The 13401-nt window shown below is 47.5% G+C and carries 17 protein-coding genes; 9 read left to right on the plus strand and 8 right to left on the minus strand.

All coding sequences use genetic code 11. From position 1 onward, the window contains the following. Window positions 1-3 precede the first annotated feature (3 nt). A complete protein-coding gene (locus ACLVWR_RS03830; protein ID WP_413582593.1) occupies window positions 4-663 on the plus strand; it encodes a hypothetical protein in 660 nt (219 codons plus the stop codon). Window positions 664-718: 55 nt separating this feature from the next. After that, the gene (locus ACLVWR_RS03835; protein WP_413582594.1) at window positions 719-1183 is read left to right on the plus strand and encodes a hypothetical protein; all 465 of its coding nucleotides are present in this window, start codon (window positions 719-721) and stop codon (window positions 1181-1183) included. Between the two features lie 24 nt (window positions 1184-1207). Here the strand turns inward: ACLVWR_RS03835 and smpB are convergent, their stop codons facing one another. The 6 genes from smpB to pal are packed head-to-tail and all read right to left on the minus strand — an operon-like array spanning window position 1208 to window position 5054. Then, window positions 1208-1666, minus strand: coding sequence for an SsrA-binding protein SmpB (gene smpB, locus ACLVWR_RS03840; RefSeq protein ID WP_340597599.1), 459 nt, complete (start codon window positions 1664-1666; stop codon window positions 1208-1210). Window positions 1667-1670: 4 nt separating this feature from the next. After that, window positions 1671-2495, minus strand: a complete 825-nt coding sequence (gene rsmA / locus ACLVWR_RS03845) for a 16S rRNA (adenine(1518)-N(6)/adenine(1519)-N(6))-dimethyltransferase RsmA (RefSeq protein ID WP_413582595.1) — start codon at window positions 2493-2495, stop codon at window positions 1671-1673. Next, the gene (tsaD, locus tag ACLVWR_RS03850) at window positions 2492-3526 is read right to left on the minus strand and encodes a tRNA (adenosine(37)-N6)-threonylcarbamoyltransferase complex transferase subunit TsaD (protein WP_413583477.1); all 1035 of its coding nucleotides are present in this window, start codon (window positions 3524-3526) and stop codon (window positions 2492-2494) included. Before tsaD ends, rsmA begins: the two co-directional genes overlap by 4 nt. A 9-nt stretch (window positions 3527-3535) precedes the next feature. After that, window positions 3536-4231, minus strand: coding sequence for a tetratricopeptide repeat protein (locus tag ACLVWR_RS03855; RefSeq protein WP_413582596.1), 696 nt, complete (start codon window positions 4229-4231; stop codon window positions 3536-3538). Continuing rightward, on the minus strand, window positions 4228-4539 hold the full coding sequence (locus ACLVWR_RS03860) for a DUF4398 domain-containing protein (protein ID WP_340597603.1): 312 nt from the start codon (window positions 4537-4539) through the stop codon (window positions 4228-4230). The genes ACLVWR_RS03855 and ACLVWR_RS03860 overlap by 4 nt, the downstream gene beginning before the upstream one ends. 14 nt (window positions 4540-4553) lie before the next feature. Next, the gene (gene pal / locus ACLVWR_RS03865) at window positions 4554-5054 is read right to left on the minus strand and encodes a peptidoglycan-associated lipoprotein Pal (protein WP_340597604.1); all 501 of its coding nucleotides are present in this window, start codon (window positions 5052-5054) and stop codon (window positions 4554-4556) included. A 232-nt stretch (window positions 5055-5286) separates the two neighbouring features. Between pal and ACLVWR_RS03870 the strand changes: the two genes are divergently transcribed. The 7 genes from ACLVWR_RS03870 (at window position 5287) to ACLVWR_RS03900 (ending at window position 9767) form a co-directional block, all read left to right on the plus strand. Then, window positions 5287-6135 carry a hypothetical protein gene (locus ACLVWR_RS03870; RefSeq protein ID WP_413582597.1) on the plus strand — a complete coding sequence of 283 codons (849 nt, stop codon included), beginning with the start codon at window positions 5287-5289 and terminating at the stop codon, window positions 6133-6135. A 127-nt stretch (window positions 6136-6262) separates the two neighbouring features. Beyond that, the gene (locus tag ACLVWR_RS03875) at window positions 6263-6775 is read left to right on the plus strand and encodes a hypothetical protein (protein ID WP_340597606.1); all 513 of its coding nucleotides are present in this window, start codon (window positions 6263-6265) and stop codon (window positions 6773-6775) included. 140 nt (window positions 6776-6915) lie between these two features. Next, window positions 6916-7188 carry a Flp family type IVb pilin gene (locus tag ACLVWR_RS03880; protein WP_413582598.1) on the plus strand — a complete coding sequence of 91 codons (273 nt, stop codon included), beginning with the start codon at window positions 6916-6918 and terminating at the stop codon, window positions 7186-7188. Beyond that, on the plus strand, window positions 7160-7534 hold the full coding sequence (locus tag ACLVWR_RS03885) for a hypothetical protein (RefSeq protein WP_413582599.1): 375 nt from the start codon (window positions 7160-7162) through the stop codon (window positions 7532-7534). Before ACLVWR_RS03880 ends, ACLVWR_RS03885 begins: the two co-directional genes overlap by 29 nt. Beyond that, window positions 7531-8244: a hypothetical protein gene (locus ACLVWR_RS03890; protein ID WP_413582600.1), complete on the plus strand. Its 714-nt coding sequence runs from the start codon at window positions 7531-7533 to the stop codon at window positions 8242-8244. Before ACLVWR_RS03885 ends, ACLVWR_RS03890 begins: the two co-directional genes overlap by 4 nt. A gap of 114 nt (window positions 8245-8358) precedes the next feature. Then, window positions 8359-8886, plus strand: coding sequence for a hypothetical protein (locus ACLVWR_RS03895; RefSeq protein WP_413582601.1), 528 nt, complete (start codon window positions 8359-8361; stop codon window positions 8884-8886). A gap of 8 nt (window positions 8887-8894) precedes the next feature. Continuing rightward, window positions 8895-9767, plus strand: coding sequence for a hypothetical protein (locus ACLVWR_RS03900; RefSeq protein WP_413582602.1), 873 nt, complete (start codon window positions 8895-8897; stop codon window positions 9765-9767). On the opposite strand, the gene ACLVWR_RS03905 is transcribed toward ACLVWR_RS03900, so the two are convergent. Next, a complete protein-coding gene (locus ACLVWR_RS03905; protein WP_413582603.1) occupies window positions 9764-11032 on the minus strand; it encodes an amidohydrolase in 1269 nt (422 codons plus the stop codon). The two genes, ACLVWR_RS03900 and ACLVWR_RS03905, sit on opposite strands and share 4 nt — an antisense overlap. 61 nt (window positions 11033-11093) lie before the next feature. Beyond that, entirely contained in the window at window positions 11094-13265 is a 2172-nt protein-coding gene (locus ACLVWR_RS03910; protein WP_413582604.1) for a hypothetical protein, read from the minus strand. Window positions 13266-13401: the final 136 nt, after the last annotated feature.

Consider the following 13401-nt stretch of genomic DNA (forward strand, 5'->3'; position numbering starts at 1 on the left):
ACTATGCTATACGGAAGAAGAGTTATTGAACCTCAACGAGTGCCCCACGGGAACGGTCGCAAAAGGTTCATCCTAAATAAAGCGTTTCAGTACAAGTATTCCTGGTACATGATCACGGCATTTGCCGGTGGCGCTCTATTATTCTTCATTCCTGCCTACTATTTCATTTCTCAGAACTATGAACTATTTAAGACCCTGGCGTACGATACTCAACCTAGACTGGTCGAGCATTTGGAACGTGAGATGGTCTGGTTGCGCGTATTTCTTGGGGCCAGCATGGTCGCTATCACTGGCGTCACCCTGTTCCTGAGCATCCGTATGACCAAGAATCTGCTTTCTCCACTTATTAAGATGGAAAATCACATGCATCAATTGATGCTGGGTCAATGGCATATCGAAGATTACGTGATCCCTGAAGAGGACGACTTCCGTGATCTGTCGATGACCTATGACTATTTCTATCGCGCTTTGAAAGCGAACACTGAAACAGAACTAAAACTTCTGGAAAAACTGTCCATCGACCCCCAAAACCGTGAAGCCTATGCCGCTTGGAAGCATCTGTTGGCAGAAAAACGCGCACGCTTGGGTATCCAGGAAGAATTCATTTCTAACGACAATGTGACAGACCTGCGCACGTCAGAACACAGAAGACGCGTTAGTTAGTTGCTCCCTGCCCTATTCTGTCCCACCATTTTCGTATTAGCAGAAATGGGGGACCATGGGCCATTCAATCAAAAGCCTTATCATTTGCACAGTCTTCTTCTTATTTCCAATCACTGCCTCAGCACTCCCCGTTTGCTACAAGGCCACAAATCCCCAAGTGATCACGATTAAAGAATCTGAAGGTAAAGAAAGAAAAGAATCTGCCACCTCAGCTCAGGCTATTTGGGAAAAAGAATCCTCAGAGGAAAACGGCCACATCGAACCTGCTTATGTTAAACTGAATGCACGCTCAAAGAATCTGCGCTTCTCAACGATGGCCTTGCGTTTTCCTGACGGAGAACCTGACAAATACTACGTCGAATGCGACGGCGGATTTCTGACTCTAACCAAAACCGGAACCCGTCTGAAGCTAAATTCCACATTTCTGGCCGGAGAAATTCAGTCATCCAACGATGGTTGCGGCATGGGAGAAGTAAAATTCAAGGATCTTATTCTGGTGAAAACAAACTGTCCTCAATAGAGGCCCGTCATCATTTCCTGATAACTAGCGCTCGCGACGCATCGTTTGACGAAGTTGGCTTTCCACATCGCGTTTTTTGATGGATTCGCGCTTGTCGTGGGTCTTTTTACCCTTCACCAAGGCGATCTCTAATTTTGCACGACCGTTTTTGAAATAGATCTTCAACGGTACACAAGAATAACCTTTTTCTGCCAAGGCCGCAGCGATTTCATCGAGCTCCTTGCGATTCATCAAAAGTTTTCTTAGGCGTTCAGGAACGTGATTGTTGTAGCTGGAAGCTTTGTATTCAGCGATGTGCGCATTCTGCAGGAAGGCCTCGCTGCCACGGAAAGTGATGTAAGAATCCTTAAGCTGCACGTCTTTATTGCGCAGAGATTTCACTTCGCTTCCCATCAACATAAGACCCGCTTCGAATGTTTCCACAATCGTGTAATCGAAACGCGCCTTTTTGTTGTCCTGAATGATCAGAATGTTACCGCTCATGTTCTTACTCAAATCCAAACTTGTGATAAAGCTTAACAAACTGTGCAGGGCTTAACTCCTCGGCACGGGCTGTTTCCGGGAACCCCAGTTCCTTCAACCACTCTATCAGTTGTTCAGGAGTTACATTTCTTTGCCCCAAAATACCAGCCAAATTTTTCTTCAAAAGCTTGCGGCGCTGGGCAAAGGCCATTTTAACGAATGTCAGGAAGGATTTGTGGTTTTTCACCGCACTTGTAATGCGCGTGAAACCCAAAACGCGGCTGGCCACCTTCGGAGGAGGAGCAAAGTCACCGGGACCGGCTTCAGACACGATATGGATATTCCAGAAAGTCTGCGCGATCACACTTAAAAGACCATAGTGATCGTCCCGAGCCGGTGCTTTGATTCTTTGCGCGACTTCTTTTTGAAACATCAAAACCATGTGCGCGACGCCGTGGCTTTCCATCGAGCGTTCAATCACGATACTGGAAGAAATCTGATACGGAAGATTGCTGACGAATACCAATTTTTTATCACTGAAGAATTGTGACCAATCCATACGAAGCGCGTCTTCTTCATGAACGGTCAAACCTTTACCACGCCAGTAAGCTGCGATCTCGCGATCCAGCTCGATCACTTGCATCGGCACATTCAATTCCAAAAGCAAATCCGTCAAAGCCCCGGGACCAGGTCCCACTTCCACCATTTGCTCTGGCTGGAAAGCTTTAACCTGATCAATGATGCGATTGATGACCACGTCATTCACCAAAAAGTTTTGCCCTAGAGCTTTCTTGGCTTCAATGCCCAGTTGTTCCTGAGCCTTTTTTAATCGTTCGCGGGCATAACTCATTTAAAATCCGATGTAAGAGCGTGAGGAGATGGACCCAGATCGATTTCTGAAGCTTCACCGCGGGCCATGCGCAAGGCGCCCGCGTATCCGATCATCGCAGCATTGTCTGTGCAATAACGCAAAGGTGGAATCACAAGACGCAATCCACGTTTCGCAGCCCATTCTTCAGCGCGGGCACGAAGTCTTGAGTTCGCACTCACACCACCCGTTAAGATCACGCGCTTGGCTTTGAAAATTTTTGCAGCCCGGTCCAATTTAGCAATAAGCACATCAACAATCGCTTCTTGAAATGAAGCGCACAGATCCGGCAATTGCGCCTTCACTTGCTCAGGTCCTAATTGCTGAATCATTCTTTGTCCCGAGGATTTAAGCCCCGAAAAACTCATATCGAAAGTGTCTTCGTGAATCATGCTGCGTGGAAATTCAAAAGCCTGCGGATTCCCCTGCTTGGCCATTTGATCAACCTTCACGCCACCTGGGAATCCCAAACCAGCCATTTTTGCAAACTTATCAAAGCATTCGCCGGCAGCATCGTCCTTGGTTGCCCCAAGAACCCGGTACTCGCCCAATCCCGTGATGTGATACAGGCTTGTGTGCCCACCACTGATTGCCAGCCCCATATACGGATAATTAAAATCCTCTGGCGGAGCAAACTGAGCATCACGTAAAAATGGCGCCAGTAAATGACCTTCCAGATGATTCACCCCTAAGAAGGGAATGTGTTTGGCTTGCGAAAGTGATTTTGCCGTAACCAGTCCCACGATCAAAGCCCCCACCAAACCTGGACGGTTGGTAACGGCAATCCCGTGAATATCGGACCAGTTCATATTGGCTTTTTTAAAGGCTTCCTCGATCAGAGGAATCAGGGCGATGGAGTGATTGCGAGCTGCGATTTCCGGAACCACGCCACCATAGGCTTCGTGCTCCAGATCCTGAGAAGCAGACACCACGGAATGCACCCAGCCGCTGCGATCCACGATCGCAACTGAGGTATCATCACAACTGGTCTCTATCGCTAATACTCTTTCAATCACTTTTTCTTATTTCATACCCTTCAAACGGATCTTAGCACGACGAGCTTCATCTGACTTGGGAAATTTGCTTAAAACCTCATCAAAAAAGGTTTTAGCTTCCTCTTTCATACCCAGCTCCTGGAAGGAAACACCGATTTTATAGGTCGCATCCGCAAAATGAGTCCCCTTCGGAGATTCATCACGGTACTTTTGATAAGACAAGATGGCCTGTTTCCAGTCCTTTTTATTGAAAAATTCCTGAGCAGTTTCGTAGGAACCGCGTTTTGATTTTTCCACGGCTTTTTCAGCCGCCGCACGTTCCGCCGCCGCTTTTTCAGCAGCTTCCGCTGCCTGGCGATTGGCTTGAAGAGCATTTAGCACAGCCGCTTGTTGGTAAATCTGATTTTCCATTTTGGTCAGACTTTCCTGCAAAACATCTACTTTTTTAGTCAAAGCTTCGTTTTGCTGTTGAGCTGCCTTTAATTGTTTTTCAAGGTTTGCGTTTTGCTGGCTATTCTCAACAACATCAAGGCGGCCATTAAAGGCGCGCATTTGTTCCTGAAGATCAGTCACACGCTCACTGGCATCAGCGTTCGCACGCTGCATGGTTGTTACTTGTTGTTGGTAAACCTGGCGTTGCTCGGTGTTGCGAACATCATTGCGTGTTTGCAGACAGCCGGTCATGAAAAGTGAAGTGGCAACCAAGGTAACAAGTAACTTCATAGAATGTCTCCGGTCTTTTGACGTATCAAACGAGCTGAGTTCTCTGCTTTTTCAGCAGCGAATCGGGCTCTGACAAATTGTTCTTTAGCTCGGGCGAAATCACGGTCGTTATAGTAAATGCGACCTTTGCGATAGGCTTCTTCAGCCTGATGCCAGTATCCTGGCGAATGACGGGCGGCTTGAACAGAACGGGCTGCATCGATAGCAGCCCGTGCAAGTGAGTAGTCCTCGATGGGCGCAGGGACCGTCTGGCATCCAACCATCACCGAAAAAAATAAAACTCCGATGAGTAATCTGGCCAATGTCACTGCGACCCTACTTACTACTGAGCAGGTACGAAGTTAGCGCGGCGGTTTTTAGACCAAGCTTCTTCAGAATCACCGTTAGCAACTGGTTTTTCTTTACCATAAGAGATAGTGCTCAAACGGTCAGCTGCGATACCCATGGAAACCATGTACGCTTTAACCGCGTTAGCACGACGCTCACCCAAAGCAACGTTGTATTCGATAGTACCACGAGAGTCACAGTGACCTTCGATTTGTACTTTTACGTTACCGTTCTTTTTCATCCACTCAACGTTTGTTGCGATATCTTTTTTAGAGTTCGCATCAAGGCTGGATTTATCGTAACCGAAATGAACTGTTACTAGTCCATCGATTTTACCAGAGTCAGAACCTGCTGGATCAAAGCTCATTGGCGTTGACTCAATTGCAGTGTTACCAGTTGGGGAAGTAGAAATATTTGCATCTGATTGAGATTGTTTACCTTTGCAACCAACTACCATCGCACATGCAACAAGACCGAATACCAATTTACGAACCATGATGTCCTCCTATGAAGTTCATATAATTTACATTAAAAACTTTAATTTATAGCGGCTCATTGTCAAAGCTTTTGCTTTCTTTGAGTGTGTTGCGTTGATTTGGAGTTAAAGACTGAGACGAAAATATGCAGAAATCTTCCGTTTAGAATATTTGCTAGATAATGCCAAGCAGCAGGACCTTCGTCATCATACCGCCTCTTTGGCTCAGTATTTGAAGTTTTTAAAAGTCAGAATGAAGAAAGCAATCCGCAAGCGCATTATTCACTTTTGGGAAGCTCCCCCGGTGCCCTTATTGGGCGCCATTGGCGGGCCTTTGACAGGCAGTCTCACAATGAGACAGCTTTTGGTTGCTGTCCTTCTGATGATGGCCTGTTTTTCAAGCAATGCCCAAGCGGCGGCTCCCCTTTGTTCCGAGGTGTTCACGCCTCCCCGGGCCTCGGTCCCTCTGATCACCAAGAGAGTTGCGGAAAACATCTTCGCCACCAACCGCAATCTTAAAGACTACTCCTTGGAATTACATCCTGATTTCAAAGAAAGCATCGCCAAACTTACTGCCAACCAGCACTGGGTGGATTTGGGTGCTGGGAAAGCGACAGCGCAAATTCAATTTTTGAAGTCCTTCAAAAACAAAAGCGACCGACCTCAGATGACCGCCGTGGCTTTCAAGCTGGATCGCTGGTTCAAGCCTTCCACCTTTAATGGAAAATTAAGTATCCAAGAGGGCGCCTATGAGGCGATGCCCACGGCCTCCTGGAAAAAAGTGGACGTGGTTACGGACTTGTACGGTGTTCTGTCCTACACGACGGACTTTTCCGGGGCTCTACAAAAAACTGTTGATATGATGAATGTTCATGGCGAGCTTTACCTCCTAGCTCTCCCTTGGGGCTATCAATTTGAAAAAGGGCCAAGCCAAATGGACCTGCCTCAATATCTTGAAGGCATTGAGGGTCTGCGAATAGAGCACCTTCATCGAGGACAATTCAAAATCACCAAAACCCAAGAGTCCGTCACTATTCCACCGGTTGAGCTGCTTCGTTACACCGACAGCCCTCCCCCGCTTCGCACTTTTCAAGTTAAGTAAGCCCCCTCACTCTGCGTCGCACCGAGCCAATCCGCTCGGTCTTGACAAAGGGCGATGCCCCCCAAGATTATTGATAATAATGACAACTAGCGGCCAGGAGGCTGCTTATTGTAATGGGGGGAAGTCGATGGAGAAAATCAGCTGGATTAAAGAACTTGTGAAGGCTGAACAGCAGATGGAAGAGTCCGGTCTTGTGGACATGAGCTTCGGTTTCGACGCTGACAAAATCATGGTCGGCGAAACGATCCAGTTCCTTCTGGCTTTGAAGACAGAGTTTGTTGATTCTTCTTCAGCGTTCAACGAACTAAAGCCATCCGCTTTGGGTCGTATCAAAATCTACGGTATCGCAAAAACTCACGCCGACTTTATGTTGTTCCGTAACGGCTTCAAAATGATCTTTTCATTGAAGGGCCCAGGACAAATCAGCGTGCGCTTTAACTTTATTGGTACAAACTACATCCCAACACCAGGTGCTGGTGATGCTCAGGCCACAACGACAAACGTTATGGACGAGCACGTTGTTGAAGCTAAATGGGGTGCCTTCGGCGAGTTGGTGTGGACTTACCAAAACCAACCGGTGAAGTTGGAATACATGGTTCGCCACTATCTGACCTTGTTCATCAAGGAAAGTTCAAAATAGATTTCTAAAAAGGGAGCCACAAGCTCCCTTTTTTATGTCCAAAGATGTCCGCCCCGATCCGGCCAGCGGGAATGTATTGTCACTTTTAGAATCTTAAGCGGCTCCGCCTCTTGCAAACAGCTCGAGCCGGAGGTTCCAATATGAGCGCAAAAAGAATAATTAAAAACAAAAAAGGCCAAGGCCTTATCGAATACCTGATCATCGTGGCCATCGTCGCCGTCGGCAGTATGGCTGTTATCAAACTTGTCGGCGCAAATATCGATGTTCAATTTGCAAATGTCGCCAAAGCCCTGGGTGGTGATTCCGGAAAAATTGCCGCCAAGGAAGTCACAGAGGGCGTTTATAAAAAGCGCGACTTCGGCAACTTCTTCGACGACGCCGTCAATGACAAGTCTTCAAAAAAGGGACAATAGAGGCCAAGGGCTGCTGGAAACCGTTCTGATCTTACCAGTGGCCTTGGCATTTATCGGTTTGCTGTTCTTCGCGAGCTATCGGGCGCTGGTTTACTTCTATGCCGATCACATTCTGCATGAAGCAATGATCTGCACGGATGCAGTCACTCTGTCCGCGTGCGAACAGGACTTTATCCCAAAGCTCAGGAAGATCACCCTGCAAAAAGAGAAAATAGTTTTGCGCCTGCATCGTTCCGGCTGGGGTAAAAACCATACGCTGAAAGGACGTGTGGAAATCTCCAGCACCCTGAAAACCAAAATTAAAATCGAAAAAATCATGCGCTTTCCACTCAAGGGGTCCCCATGAAATTCCAAAATCAAAATGGCTTTGCATTGGCCATCATGGTTCCCCTGCTTCCCGTTATTCTGGGATTCAGCTTGATGTCTTATGCAGCAATTGGATTTATGCAAATCGATCAAAAATTCAATCACGCCTGCCGTAGCGGTGGTCTTGCAGGTCAGGAAAAAGCCGGCAATCAAATCGAAGCCCTGCTTAAACTGAATCCCAAAGCAGCTAAGCTCATTCAAGAACTGACTCTCGCCGAAAGAGCACTCCTAGCAGCAAAAGATCCTGGTACCCAGGCCGCCCTAATTATGAAGATTGCCGCAATTAGAAAGGCCCAGTCCATCTTAAGTATTCGTCAGAAGCAAATCATCCTTCAGGGAAATCTGGCTTTGCAGTCCGCCAATCAATCCACCTCATCACGGCTAAGAATGGTCGGCACCGAGCTTCGGGATTACGACAGTATTTTCACGACAAAATTCACAACCCAGCCCCGCACAGCTCCCCGCCTGTCCGTTTCCCCGGACGGCCCGGACATCGCTCCGACTTACCGAACTGATCTCGACATCGAAACCCGCCAAGCCCTGGTGCAAAGCTGGCAATACGACCTCAGCATGCCTCATCACCTGCGAGGCTTTATCTCGGGGAGTTTTAAATTCAAAAAATCTTGCTCGGTCACTGTGACCGCCAAAGGACAATCATGGACACCAAAAATTCAAAGGGACAGATACTGATAGAGACCTGTCTTTTCATGTTCTTTGTTCTTTTGGTTTTTTGCATTGGCTACAGCAAATTCCAAACAACATCGAACTCCCGTAACGGCAAAAATCACCAAGGATATAAAAGTTATGAAAATATTAAACAGCGAAATCACCGATATCAATTCTCTCAAGATGTTGTTCGTAAATAAATTTACTGCATTAAAGTTTGATCACAGACTGCTGATTATAGGTTTCATCATTCTTGGGGCAATGGCCTTCTTTAATCGAAGCGACGAGCCCGTTGATGCCCCCGTCATTGAATCAAAACCTCAGTCTGTCGATACCTTCATCCCCCGTGGACATGTCTTGATTCCCCTGGAACTTGCCAACTCCGAAGCCTTAAGCTCCATCATTGGCGACATGGGGGGTGTGGTGGATTTGTACCTGGCCTCTGAAGAAAAAAAGAGCGGCGGAATACTTGTCGCCTCCCGCGTGAAACTGGTGCGAGCTCCTTTAAATCCGGATCAGTTTGCAGTGTTGGTTAAGGAAGCGGACGGAGGAAAAATTCTGCAACGAAACGGACCTTTCACCGCTGTCGTTCAGAATCCTGAAGCTCGTGGCGCCAATCTTGCCCGGGAAAACAAAAGTAACGTGCGCATCGAATATTCGAACTAGGAAATATTATGAAACAGATACTACTTCTCTTCACTGGCACATTCATTTCAACAAGTTGCTTCGCCAGCGGAGTGCTGTTGCAAGCCCCAGGCAGCAGTCCCGAGGAATTTACGACTTACCTTAAGAGTCATCCGGCCGCGATCTCCCACAGCCAGTTTCAATCTGAAAAGCTGAAAAGCAATCCACGCCAGGACGAGGATCTTTATCGCATCGGTGACAATATGGAAGTTCCGGCAAAAGTGCTTGCAGAGAAATTCCAAACTATTGAAGACGGCGGTCCACTTAGTGTGACGGCGACCAACTTCGTCTTTGATTTGACCAGCCGACTTTTGGAGCGACCCGAATTACAGAACAACGTGCAATTGAAAACTTTGAATTGCAAAGTACGTGGTCTTTTGGGGATCCCTTTGGAAAAATGCCGCAAAGTACAGGTCGACTTTCAGGCCATTGCACGTCAGTGGTCTTTCGCCTCGGTCTTAATGATCGAATCAGCCGCTTTCACCTTGAGTGCTATCAATCATCTGGAAATCTCCAAAGAAGCCATCTATCAGTTTGCTTTGATTTCAGATACTCACAAGACTGTGACGTTCAAGGGAACTTATGATCAGTTCATGCAGCAGAATTTTTCTGCAGAGACGCTGGTCAATGGGGACTGCCAGAGCTTCAGCTCCAATATTGATGACTTTCAAATCTTGAATTCCGGTTCAGTTTATTTTAACAACGATTGTATCAAATCAGCCTCTTCACCGAAAAACACATCAGGATTTGGCGAATGGATTGAGAAAAATAAAACCTGGGTTTATCCGGTCGGAATTATATTAATTGGCAGTGCCGGTGCTTACGCGTTGAAAGACAAAACGCTGGTTATCACAAAACCCTAAGTCAGATCCAAAGTTTTACCATCGAACACGACTTCCTGAATTTTATCATCTTCGATTATCGTCCATGAATCTGTATAAGTCGCATCCGGATGCCCGTGATAAACACTTAAATCCCCGGTGAATCGTTTGATACGATCTTTGGGGCTTTCCTCGAGGGCTTTCTTGTTCGAAAAAAACGATGTTGGCTCTATCGGACTGTCACAACCAAATGAAATCGGAATCTGTGCATTCTTCAGCGCTTCCCATGGGAAAGCGTAGGAATAAAGTCCTCGCAACTTTTGCTGCAACCATTGACGATCACTCAGCCAGTGGCATGGCTGCATATGACAGCGGACATGCAAAGGCTTCATCATCTGAATGGTTTCCGGGCGCAGGACTTGAGCATGCTCCAGATTCAGGCGACCTACAAACCCTTGGGCCGAGACCTGGCGGGCCAGCTTCACCATTCTGTGGGCTGCTTCATCCCCGATGGTATGAACTGAAACTTCCAAACCAGCAGCCCAAGTCAGTTTCAACAACTCTTCAACGTCTTCAAGTGACCACAAAGTTTTTCCATAGTTTTCGCCCTCGCCATTATAAGGACGAGACAATAACGCCGTTTCAGATCCCAAGGATCCATCATAGAAAAATTTAATCCCCTTGGCTCTTAGAAGTTTGCTGGGCGTTTTTCGCGCCATCAACACAGATGCAATCGCCGCATCCAGCTGTTTCAAATTATGAACTGTGTAGTTTTCTTCGATAGCCAATGTCAGCTCATTGGCCTCTTCCATTTCGACTAGTAAATTCCACAAAGCATCTGTGCAGGACATATCGCGGATATGAGTAAATCCAGAGCGATTGTACATCTTGCAGGCGGCCAGAATCTGTTGGCGCTGCTGCTGTTTTTCGAACGGTGGAATTCTTTCGAAGCTTTGCAAATGAACGTCTTCAGAAAGAAGACCTGTGTCCGATTGCAATCCCAGTTCTTTTAAAGCGGCCGAATTCACCCAGGCTGTGTGACCGTCGGCTCTGCATAAGTAAACAGGATAATTGGGAAAGACTGCATCCAGTTCCTGCTTGGTCGGTAACTTCTTATCCGCCCACTTGTTTTCGTTCCAACCAAACCCCACCAGCCAGCCACCACGGAAAGCGGTCTTATTCTGCAAATTCACGTAACGAATGTCCTCGGGACTTGGCAAATCAAACAACATCAAACCCGTGGCGAATTCGCCCGTGGCAAGGAAGTGAGTATGGCTGTCGTAAAGACGTGGGATCTTTAAATGCATAAGGCCCTCTGTTTTATCAGAGGGCCTTATGTTTTTTAAGTTATAATTTTTAATTCTTAAATTAGCGACCTGTGCCGACGCCAACGCCCGTTCCCGTCGTCCCTGTTGGAACTGGGATCCCGGAACCTGGAACCGTCACTCCGCCACCAATCGGTGTCGTTGCTGTGCCGCTGCCACCCATGATCACACCACCTGGCATCGTTGTTGTGCTGTATGCGCCCACTGGATAGTAGCCGGAAGAACCAGAACCACCAATGTAACCTGTGCTACCCGAGTAAGCTCCAGATTGGATGTAATAAAGCTTTTGCTGCAAGCTCATGATTTCAGATACGACGCTTTGAGAGGCTTGTTGGCGTTGCATTTGAGATTGCATGTAAGCTTGTTGTTGCGCCATTTGAGACTGATACTGCTGCATCTGCATTTGCATCATTTGCTGTTGCATTTGCATCATACCCATATCACCCGCGTAACCGCTGGACATCGCTCCCATATATGTGCCCATTCCGCCCATGTAAGAACCGGCCATGCCACCCATGTACATGCCACCGCCAGCAATACCGCCGACCATCGCACCTGGGTAAGCCATTCCGCCACCCATATACATGCCGCCCATGTATGAACCAGCCATGCCGCCCATCATAGAGCCCATCATTGCACCCGGATAAGCACCCATGTACATGCCACCGCTGGCAATACCACCAACCATCGCACCTGGGTAAGCCATTCCGCCACCCATATACATACCGCCCATGTATGAACCAGCCATGCCGCCCATCATAGAGCCCATCATTGCACCTGGATAAGCACCCATGTACATACCGCCGGAGGCCATGCCGCCGACCATAGTGCCCATCATGTTACCCATGTACATGCCGCCCATCATAGAGCCCATCATATTACCCATCATGGAACCCATCATACCACCTGGATATGAACCCATGAAACCGTTGGCAATACCGTTTACGAAACTCATACCACCATTGGCATATGGACCCATGCCCATACCCATCGGACCGGCAACGCCCCAAGGACCCATGCCCGGAGCATAGATACCACCACCCATTTGAGCGTAGGGATTCATCATGCCCATCGCATAGGGGTTACCCCACATGCCCGCTCCATTCGCGCCACCATATGGACCGTACATTCCGTATGGACCACCATTTTGACCGTAACAACCAAAACTACCAGCGCCGATACCACTACCCATTTGCGCGCCGTAAACACCACTGCCACCAGCGAATGCCTGAGTCAGGCCCGTCGCCATATAAGGCATGCCCATCATCCAATAAGGAGCCGGATTCATCGGATAACCAAGATTTGCCGCTGCATCTACAGAGTACTCATTTGCTTGTTTGCCCATGTACATGCCAAGGACACCCATACCGACGTTGGCGATAACGCTTGTCCAGTCAGTTTGAGGTTTTTCATAACGATAACCATTACCTGCAGCCGCACAATCACCGCTGCCGCAGACGCCAGCTTCTGTTTGACCACGTTGAGCGTCTTGTCTTGCTTGAAGAGCGTCTTTACGAGCGTCCTTCAAGTCATCATTTGCATATTCAATAGAACGATCGATTGCTTCGATATCATCACGAAGTCTGTTTGCCGTTTGAACAGATTTTCCGTAAGCCGTAATGGACGTCTTACATTTTTCGACTCTGCCAACACGACGATCTTTATTTTGATATTTTGTGTTTGAACAAACGCTGGTGTTAATAGCACCACGTTTGCTTTTATTACAAACGTAACTGCCGCCACCATCAGTGCCATTCCATTCTACCGGAGTAAAGGCACCCGGAGATGATTTTCCTTCATCGTTTTGTGTCAGGTTCTCTTCATCTTCGCCCATGTCAGCCGAAACGATCGGACCATTTGGCATGTAACCTGTGTATTCGCTGCATGAACGAGAGTTGTCCATATGCTCATAAAGCGTCGAAGAATAGTCCTCAGAGATCACGTCGTCGATGTCACGCTTCGCGTACTTCATGTCGCGTTCCATCTTTTGCAGCTCACGCTTTTTCTCTGCTTTGTCTTTCTTCATTTGCGCGATGGATTGCTGAATCTCAGAAACCATATCGTCTTCAGATGTCGCAGCCGAGCCCGCACTGTAATTATAAGGACATGCCTGCATACCGCCTGCTAATCCAACACCATACAATTGAGCCTGTGCATTCACAGCAAAACCCAACACGATCGTCAGTGGGGTTGCAACGCGAATCCATAATTTCATACTCGATCTCCTGAAAATAATAAGCACTATTCGTTTCACTTATCGTCAGAACTAGACAGAGACTTGACTCAAAATTGATCACTCCGGACCAAAATATGAGTAAACTGGACCAAGCTCGTCGTCCTCCATGACAACT

This window comes from Bdellovibrio sp. HCB288, assembly GCF_047305935.1.
Taxonomy (GTDB): domain Bacteria; phylum Bdellovibrionota; class Bdellovibrionia; order Bdellovibrionales; family Bdellovibrionaceae; genus Bdellovibrio.

Bases quoted from the DNA above. Each gene is read 5' to 3' on its own strand.
- ACLVWR_RS03885 (WP_413582599.1), top strand. From the start codon at position 7,160: ATGACAAGTCTTCAAAAAAGGGACAATAGAGGCCAAGGGCTGCTGGAA.
- ACLVWR_RS03875 (WP_340597606.1), top strand. From the start codon at position 6,263: ATGGAGAAAATCAGCTGGATTAAAGAACTTGTGAAGGCTGAACAGCAG.
- ACLVWR_RS03870 (WP_413582597.1), top strand. From the start codon at position 5,287: ATGAAGAAAGCAATCCGCAAGCGCATTATTCACTTTTGGGAAGCTCCC.
- ACLVWR_RS03835 (WP_413582594.1), top strand. From the start codon at position 719: ATGGGCCATTCAATCAAAAGCCTTATCATTTGCACAGTCTTCTTCTTA.
- ACLVWR_RS03890 (WP_413582600.1), top strand. From the start codon at position 7,531: ATGAAATTCCAAAATCAAAATGGCTTTGCATTGGCCATCATGGTTCCC.
- ACLVWR_RS03880 (WP_413582598.1), top strand. From the start codon at position 6,916: ATGAGCGCAAAAAGAATAATTAAAAACAAAAAAGGCCAAGGCCTTATC.
- smpB (WP_340597599.1), bottom strand. From the start codon at position 1,666: ATGAGCGGTAACATTCTGATCATTCAGGACAACAAAAAGGCGCGTTTC.
- ACLVWR_RS03895 (WP_413582601.1), top strand. From the start codon at position 8,359: ATGAAAATATTAAACAGCGAAATCACCGATATCAATTCTCTCAAGATG.
- ACLVWR_RS03900 (WP_413582602.1), top strand. From the start codon at position 8,895: ATGAAACAGATACTACTTCTCTTCACTGGCACATTCATTTCAACAAGT.
- rsmA (WP_413582595.1), bottom strand. From the start codon at position 2,495: ATGAGTTATGCCCGCGAACGATTAAAAAAGGCTCAGGAACAACTGGGC.
- ACLVWR_RS03830 (WP_413582593.1), top strand. From the start codon at position 4: ATGCTATACGGAAGAAGAGTTATTGAACCTCAACGAGTGCCCCACGGG.
- ACLVWR_RS03910 (WP_413582604.1), bottom strand. From the start codon at position 13,265: ATGAAATTATGGATTCGCGTTGCAACCCCACTGACGATCGTGTTGGGT.
- pal (WP_340597604.1), bottom strand. From the start codon at position 5,054: ATGGTTCGTAAATTGGTATTCGGTCTTGTTGCATGTGCGATGGTAGTT.
- ACLVWR_RS03855 (WP_413582596.1), bottom strand. From the start codon at position 4,231: ATGAAGTTACTTGTTACCTTGGTTGCCACTTCACTTTTCATGACCGGC.
- ACLVWR_RS03905 (WP_413582603.1), bottom strand. From the start codon at position 11,032: ATGCATTTAAAGATCCCACGTCTTTACGACAGCCATACTCACTTCCTT.